We start from the raw sequence: 7,660 nt of genomic DNA, 5'->3' as shown, positions 1-7,660 counted from the left end.
GCTTCCGGGCTTCCGGGCTTCCGGGCTTCCGGGCTTCCGGGCTTCCGGGCTTCCGGGCTTCCGGGCTTCCGGGCTTCCGGGCTTCCGGGCTTCCGGGCTTCCGGCGGATCATCGCTCAGGCGCGCGGGATGTGCGAGTCGGAGGCGGCTCGGCGCGTCGGGGGCGCGAGACGACGGAGGCGGTGCGAAGTGCCGGCGACGCGAACCTGGCCGCCGAACCGTGCTGGGTCCGGCCGCACCGGTCGGCGCTGATGCCGGAGTAACCCACCCAGTCGTCTCATATCGCCCGAAACGTCCCACCCGCTTAGCGTGGGGCCATGATCAACCCCATACCCAGGGACATACCCGACCTCCCCGCGATACCGGGTATCGGCTCGTCGACCCACTACTCCTTCGTCCCCGCGACGGCGGTGGTGGCTCCCACGCGCCGCCCGGCCACGGCGGCCTACCGCGTCCTGGTGGGCCTCGCGGCGGCAGCGGGCGTGGCCATCGACCTGAAGCTGGGCGCCCCGGCCCGGGTGCTGAGCTACTTCACGATCCAGACCAACCTGCTCGTCGCCGTGGTCTTCGCGGCGTCCGCCCGCCGGGCCTGGTCTGCCCGCCGACCCCTACCCGGAGTGCTGACGGGCGGCACGCTGATCTACATCTCGATCACGGGCCTGGTCTACCACCTGATCCTGGCGAACGAGTCGACCCCGTTCTCCATGACAGGAGACATCACCACACTCTCCGGCTGGCACACGGTCGCCAACCAGCTCCTCCACACGGTCACGCCGATCGCCGTGGTCCTCGACTGGCTGCTGCTGACCCGCCCCACCCCGCTGGCGCTCCGCAACGCGGCGACCTGGCTTCTCTACCCCCTCGCCTACCTGGCCTTCTGCCTGGCCCGCGGCGCGACGCTGTCGCCCGGGACCCCGGCGCGCTACCTCTACCCCTTCGTCGACGTGGACCGCCACGGCTACGGAGGCGTCCTCGGCAACACCGCCGTCCTCGGCGTCGCCTTCTACGCCCTGGCCCTCCTCATCGTCGCCCTCGACCACGTGCGCCCCGACCCGGTCCGACGCCGCGTGCGACGCCCCGAAAACCGGATTTCGTCTCCGGCCACCAGTGGGCTAAAGTAAACGACGTCGCAGCGAGAGCAACGACAATCGGGGTGTAGCGCAGCTTGGCAGCGCGCTTCGTTCGGGACGAAGAGGTCGTGGGTTCAAATCCCGCCACCCCGACAGCTAAATAGCAGTTCAGAGGGCCCTTACCGAATCGGTAAGGGCCCTCTGGCGTTGCTGCGTGTCCAACTGCGTGACTATTGATTCCTGAGTTCCTAGGACCCGCGTCGGCCGGAGCCGAAGATGCCGGTCTGGGCCGTCTCTGGGCCGTCTCTGGGCCGTCTCTGGGCCGTCCGACGCTGCTCGGCAGTGGCCAACGACGACCAATGACGACCACTGAGAAGCGCGGGAGTACCGCCCACACCTGCGGAAACGCAGCTCACCAAGATCCCCGACAAGACCCAGGGCAAGAAGTCACCTCAGGTTGCGGCCCGTGGCGGATCCGGCAGGTTGTACACGCGCCGCATTCCCCGGCGCAGTACAGCGTCCGCCTGCGGGTGTCCGCGATGCTGAAGAGGGCGACGGGCAGGCGGAAGGACTTGGTGAGTTCGTAGGCCGGAAGTGTGTCCATCCCGACGCGCCACTTCGTGAGCGTCACCGCCGGCGTACGAGTGGGGCGGATGCCGGAACGCGCGATGCTCCGGTACGTCCTCCTCGCGGGCGCGAGCCTGTCCGCTGAACAGCACCAGTGCGGACGGCGGTTGTCCACGTTCCAGGGAAGGCTCAGCGTTCTGCGGGCCGGTGGTGAACAAGAGCACGCTTCGCAAACCTGGAACCGTCCCAGGCCTATTGGCGTGCAGATATGGGGGAGCGCCTGGGATGCCGTGCCCCATCGGGACAGGCCTGCACGGGCCGACAAATGGATACGAGTACGGACTACATGGATTCGATCCACGACGATGTAGCGGAGTTCGCGTTACTGCTGACGCGACTGAAGGAGCGCAGCGACCGCAGCTACGCGGCACTGGCCCGCCGACTGGGCGTGCACGCCTCCACCCTGCACCGATACTGCTCCGGAGAAGCAGTCCCGCAGGACTTCGCTGGAATCGAGCGGTTCGCCGCACTCTGCGGCGCCTCCCCCGAAGAACGCACGGAGCTGCACCGCCGGTGGATCATGGCCGCAGCCGCGCGTCGACGACCACGCCCATCCGATACGCGGCAGGCACCAGCGCCCCACACCACCACGAGCGCAGCGGCATCAATCGCCCCCGTGATCGATGCCGCATCGGCCGTCTCTGCGAGCGGCAGCAGCCCGGTCGTGGAGGCGCCCAGGCCAATCTCACCGGCCGACCAGCGCCCCGAGCCAACCTCATCGCCCTGGCCGCGGCTCCATGGCGGGCGCCCCCGACGACGACCCGTGCGGTCGATGGCGCTGGCGGCCTCGCTCGTCGCCGCGCTCCTCGGCCTCACCTCATCCGCCGCCGGACCCCCCTCCGCGTCGGCCACACACAACGGCAACTCCAAGCCGAACCAGGCAAGCGCCGGCACGGCCCCACCGGTGGCCCCCCTGACCTGGACCGCCAATTCGCACACACTCGGACTCAGCGGTTGCGGCGAAGCCTACGTCGTCGCCAAACCACCGCGGCAGGTCCCGCCGCCGCCACACCCGGAGGACATCGCAGCGTGGGTCGCCTCCCAGCGGGCGGTGCACGGGGGCCCCACCGGCGTGCGGATCACGGTGCAGGGACGCGGTTCCGCCGCCGTCGTCCTGGAGGCCCTGCACGTGCGCGTGGTCAACCGCGTCACCCCCGCCGCCGGCCGGGGCATCGTCTACTCCTTGAGCGACGGCTGCGGCGCCGGCATCATCCCCCGCTTCTTCTCCGTGAACCTTGACGCGCACCAGCCCCTGGCCCGTTCGACGCCCGGCGACAACGCGGCGGGCACGCCGATCCCCGCGATCGACTTCCCCTACCGGGTGTCCCTACAGGAGCCCGAAGTCCTGGTGGTCTCCGCGCTCAACGAGGCCTGCACCTGCGACTGGTACCTCGACCTCGACTGGTCCTCAGAAGGCCGCACCGGCACGGTCCGCATCGACGACCACGGCCGCCCGTTCCGCACCACCAGCACCAATGGACTGCCGGGCTACCGGTACGACCGCGTCTATTACCAACCCGGCCGCTGGGTCCCGATCCCCGCCGCCAACATGGCGGCAACCGGCGACTGACGAAGCGACAGGTCACGCAACCTGCCCGGCAGCACAGCCCGCAGGAGCGGGGCCTTGTCCGGCCCCGCCGACGATGGGATCCGGGCGAGGCCGGGGAGGGGCCGCACACCTCGCGCGTCTGTCCGGCTTCAATCCCCCAGCGCAGACACCACCGTTGTCCGCTGCCCGTGCCGATCTGGCAAGTTGCCAAACCCGCTCTACCGCGGCCACCCCCAGCACCCCGGGCACCCTCAGCACCCCGGGCACCCTCAGCACCCCGGGCACCCCGGGCACCACCGACATGTCACAACGCAGTCGGCCGGTACTGCCACCCGGGGTAGGCGACTACGCGCACGACAACCGTCCAGCGTCTGCGCGGCCGGCCCAGGTCCTCCCCGTCGACGCTGTCTGCGGTGGCCTCGCCGGTATCCGGCTGCTGCTCCACGCCCGCCTCCGCCCTGCCGGGCGACCGCCCTCGGCCCACCACACCCCACCAGCGTGCCGGTCCCACCCCCGGCCGAAGCCGGAAGCGGACCAGGCGGAGCGGCTGCGTCGTCAGCGGGCGCTCGTGGTGCGGATGTCGGTGACGTCGCCGAACACCGGCTCCAGCTCCACGACGAGGTTGGTCCTCACCGTCGGCGACTCCCCGCCGCCGAAAGCGTGGGTGACGACGATCTCACGGCTGTTGCGACCCTCGCTCACCGTCCAGTCCACCGGAACGTTCTGGGCACGCAGGACACCGTCCGCCTTGTTCTTCTTCTCCCAGGCCTTCAGCTGCTTGGCGAAGGCGGGCGTCAGGTAGTGCGCGCGCAGCGCCGTGGACAGTGCGGTGTCCGGGCCCGCAGCGTCGTCCTTCGCGTCGACGTACGCGCCGTAGAAGTCGGCGACCTGGGTCACCGAGTCACCGGTCCTGCCACTGACCGACCGCACCGTGGCGGACGCCTTCGCGGATGCCTTCGCGGGGGCGATGCTCGTGGTGCGGATGTCGGTGATGTGGCCGGTCGGCTCCTGCTTCACGACGAGCCGGGTCGTCGTCGTCGGCGACTCCCCGCCGCCGAAGGTCAGGGTGACGACGACCTCGAGGCCGTTGCCGCCCTCGCTCACCGTCCACTCCACCGGGACGTTCTGGGCACGCAGGAGACCGTCCGCCTCGTTCTTCTTCTCCCATGCTTCCAGCTTCTTGGCGAAGGCGGGCGTCAGGTAGTGCGCGCGCAGCGCCGTGGACAGTGCGGTGTCCGGGCCCGCAGCGTCGTCCTTCGCGTCGATGTACGCGCCGTAGAAGTCGGCGACCTGGGTCACCACGTCGCCGTTGAAGCCACTGACCGACCGCAGCGCGGCGGACGCCTTCGCGGATGCCTTGGCGGGGGCGGGGACGGCGGCCTGTGCCGCCCCCTGCGTCGACACACCGAGCCCGACGGCCAGGACGAGACCGGCGGCGAAGGCCGCACGGCGGCCCGGACGACGACGTGTGTGGGTGTTCCTGCTCATGTCGTGTCTTCCTTCTTGGTTAGTGGTCCGTAGGGGGTCGCTCCCGGCCCGCGCCGGCTCTCCCACCAAGCGCGCCCGCTGACGTCTCGCCACCCGTCCGCGTCCGATCCGAGGACATGACGGCCTGACTGCCCGAGAGGGCAGGAACCGGCCGGATGTCCTCCGCCCCCAAGATCGCGGGGCGGCGGGCGCCGCTGGACGCCGAACGCCGCACGTCGGGCACCCGGGCATACGGATGCCCGGTACGCAGGCACAAGGCGGGAGTCGTCACCATGCTGCTACCGGGGCCCTCAATCCACCCCGGCCGGTGCGACACCCACAGCTTCGAAGACACCGAGGCCCCACCGCAACCACCACCGCCCAACCCGCAACGACGCAACCATCCCACCCACCCTGAGCTGCGCAAACAAGCACTGCCTGAGACGCCGTCCTGGGATGCGGAGACGACCTCTTGCCTTCTCGGCCGCCCCCTGGACACGGCCGACACAGCACAGAACCGCGATCCCATCCATTGCGGCTCCCAGCCCTTCCCGCCGCGGCCAGGGCCGGCCAAACAGCAGTTCAGAGGGCCCTTACCGAATCGGTAAGGGCCCTCTGGCGTTCTGCGTATCTGAGCGCGTGATCGTCGATTCTGTTGGCCCGCCGCGTGTGCACGACCGGTGCGGGCCGGTGTCCTCGAATTCGTCGATCGCCTGGCGGAAGGCCCGGCGAAGGTCGGCCGCGTCGAGCGGCTTGCGCGGGACCGAGGAGAAGACCAGACCGTGTTCCTCCCGGGCATCATCAGCCGCGCGCCGATTCCTGTCCGGGCATTGTCAGCCGCGCGCCGATCCCAGGCCTGGTCCTCGGACGTCCGAACCGACGAACGGCCACCGCCCGGGCATGCGTGCCCGGGCGGTGGCCTTCGACGGGAGTCCGGCTAGTTGGAGAAGTACAGGTACTTCCACGAGCCGTACGTCGTCGAGTTGACGTTGTCGCCAGAGGAGTTGTTGATGTACGACGAGCGGATGCGCACCTTGATGCCGGACTCGCCGGGGGCCTCCAGGCTCACGGCCGACTTGCCGTTCGAGGCGAGCTTGAAGTACTGCGGGCTGCCGTCGGCGGTGTACCAGTGGCCGGCGTAGTAGACCTGCAGGTCCACGCGCTGCTTGCGGCCCGAGTAGTACGTCATGGTCGTGGTGAGCAGCGGGTTGGTGCTCTTGTGGAACCAGTAGTACGACGTCGAGCCGATCTTGGCCGTCTTGTAGTGCTTCGACACGGCGGTGGAGTTCTTCACCTTGGCGTAGCCCGTGGACTTGACGGTCTTGGACTTGTAGCGGGCGTCGCCCTTGAAGACCGCGGTGACGTCGGTGTCGCGGGTCATGTCGATCGTGGCGGAGATGTTGCCGCTGGAGTTGACGGTCCCGGTCTTGATCAGCTTGTTGGGCTTGTCGCCGCCGTAGGGGTTGGCCCAGATCTCGACCGTACGGTTCTTGTACGTCGTACCGAGGTGCGCCGTGAACTTCACGTCGGCGCCGTAGGAGTAGACCTTGCCGTTGTTGTTCAGGCTCAGCGAGGCCGAGTCGCGCGAGACGGCCACCTTGTCGCTCGCGGTGACGGCCGAGTGCCCGGCGTCGCCCGCGTACGTCACCTTGTAGGTGACCGTTCCGCCGGCAGGCGGGGTGTCGGAGAAGGAGTACGTGCCGTCCGACTTCACCGTGACGGCGGGCAGCGCCTTGCCGCTCGGGGAGTCCAGGTCGACCCGGGTGACCTGGAGCTTCGCGCCGGCCGGCAGCGGCACCGTCGCGGTCAGTCTGCCGGTCACGGTGAGCTTCCTGGCGCGCGTCGCGCTCGCCGGGGCGTTGACCGTCAGGGTCGGGTTGTTCAGCGCCGTGCCGGTGAGCACCTTGAGGCCATAGCCGCCGTCCGTGCCGACGAGCGCGAAGACCCGGGAGTCGTCCGGCGCCCAGGCGAGGTCGGCCGTCTGGGCCGTGCCCTGGTCGTAGGTGTGCAACGGCAGCGTGGCGTTGGGCTGGTACGTGAGGATCTTGGAGCCGTTGACCTGGGCGAGGAACCCGTTGGAGGCGACGTCCGCGAGCTGGCCGTTGGGGTAGGAGCCCGCCGCCTTGAACTTGCCGTCGGCGTAGGCGTCCCGGTCCTTGCCGTTGACCAGCACCTGCTTGCCGCCGGGCACCAGGTCGATGTCGGTGATGCCGCTGTTCAGCGAGTAGTCGCCGAAGTGCCAGGCGACCAGAGCGGCCTTCCCGCTGGAGACGTCGAGCACGGCCATCGAGTCCGAGGACGAGTGGGTCTGGCCGACGGCGAGGACGCCGGGCTGGTTCGGGTCGGTGTCCAGCAGAGCCTGGTTCCAGAGGCCGACCGAGGTGCCCTCGGACGGGAACTGCTCCAGCGTCACCGGGTCGGTGCCGCTCTCCGGGTCCACCGTCGGGTCGACGGAGCCGAGGTCGCCGTCCCACTGGTCGCCGTAGGAGAACCACACCTTGCCGCCGCTGAAGGCGACATGGCGCGGACCGGTGTTGGTGGAGACGGTGTAGCGGGCCTTGACGTCGAGGGTGCTCGCGTCGATGGCCCAGATCTCGTGGATCTCGGGGGCGGCCGCGTACACGGTCGACCCGTCGTCCGAGACCGCGAGGTCGCTGACGCCGGTGACTCCGCCGACCGAACCGAGGACGGTACCGGAGTAGTCGGTGGCCACGACGGTGCCGTTGGTGCTGTCACCGACGAACACCCGCTTCACCGCGCCGTCCACCACGAGGCCGCCGGGCGAGGTGACACGGGCGGCCGGAGCGGCCGAGGCGGTGCCGACCGTTCCGAGGCTCAGCGCCGCCGAACCGAAGAGGACCGCCAGAGCTGTCGCGGTCGAGATGCTGCGCGTACGCACAGTGCTGTTACCCCCACAAGGAAACCCGGTGCGCGACCGGGGAGATGAG

At 69.7% G+C, this 7,660-nt stretch carries 5 protein-coding genes, 1 tRNA gene and 1 pseudogene; 4 read left to right on the top strand and 3 right to left on the bottom strand.

What is annotated here, in order from left to right:
- Window positions 1-316 precede the first annotated feature (316 nt).
- Together ACWD68_RS12535 and ACWD68_RS12530 are read left to right on the top strand one after the other, a co-directional pair.
- Window positions 317-1,120: a Pr6Pr family membrane protein gene (locus ACWD68_RS12535; protein WP_451806398.1), complete on the top strand. Its 804-nt coding sequence runs from the start codon at window positions 317-319 to the stop codon at window positions 1,118-1,120.
- A 28-nt stretch (window positions 1,121-1,148) separates the two neighbouring features.
- A tRNA-Pro gene (locus ACWD68_RS12530) sits at window positions 1,149-1,222 on the top strand.
- A gap of 259 nt (window positions 1,223-1,481) precedes the next feature.
- Here ACWD68_RS12530 and ACWD68_RS12525 read toward each other — a convergent pair.
- Window positions 1,482-1,700, bottom strand: coding sequence for a DUF5958 family protein (locus ACWD68_RS12525; RefSeq protein ID WP_451806397.1), 219 nt, complete (start codon window positions 1,698-1,700; stop codon window positions 1,482-1,484).
- Window positions 1,701-1,904: 204 nt separating this feature from the next.
- Between ACWD68_RS12525 and ACWD68_RS12520 the strand changes: the two are divergent.
- Window positions 1,905-2,141: pseudogene (locus ACWD68_RS12520) on the top strand (helix-turn-helix domain-containing protein); the annotation flags it as partial.
- 327 nt (window positions 2,142-2,468) lie between these two features.
- The gene (locus tag ACWD68_RS12515; RefSeq protein ID WP_451806453.1) at window positions 2,469-3,266 is read left to right on the top strand and encodes a hypothetical protein; all 798 of its coding nucleotides are present in this window, start codon (window positions 2,469-2,471) and stop codon (window positions 3,264-3,266) included.
- Window positions 3,267-3,800: 534 nt separating this feature from the next.
- Here ACWD68_RS12515 and ACWD68_RS12510 read toward each other — a convergent pair.
- Together ACWD68_RS12510 and ACWD68_RS12505 are read right to left on the bottom strand one after the other, a co-directional pair.
- Window positions 3,801-4,733, bottom strand: coding sequence for a hypothetical protein (locus tag ACWD68_RS12510; RefSeq protein ID WP_451806396.1), 933 nt, complete (start codon window positions 4,731-4,733; stop codon window positions 3,801-3,803).
- Window positions 4,734-5,649: 916 nt separating this feature from the next.
- Window positions 5,650-7,611 (bottom strand): YncE family protein, encoded by a 1,962-nt coding sequence (locus tag ACWD68_RS12505; RefSeq protein WP_451806395.1) that lies wholly within the window; start codon window positions 7,609-7,611, stop codon window positions 5,650-5,652.
- Between the last annotated feature and the right edge of the window lie 49 nt (window positions 7,612-7,660).

The organism is Streptomyces sp. NPDC005141, from assembly GCF_053599975.1.
The sequence above is the reverse complement of the archived record's forward strand: the minus strand, read 5'-3'. Positions and strand labels throughout refer to the sequence as shown.

Coding starts and splice junctions, on each gene's coding strand:
- ACWD68_RS12535 (WP_451806398.1), top strand. CDS start 317: ATGATCAACCCCATACCCAGGGACATACCCGACCTCCCCGCGATACCG.
- ACWD68_RS12515 (WP_451806453.1), top strand. CDS start 2,469: ATGGCGCTGGCGGCCTCGCTCGTCGCCGCGCTCCTCGGCCTCACCTCA.
- ACWD68_RS12510 (WP_451806396.1), bottom strand. CDS start 4,733: ATGAGCAGGAACACCCACACACGTCGTCGTCCGGGCCGCCGTGCGGCC.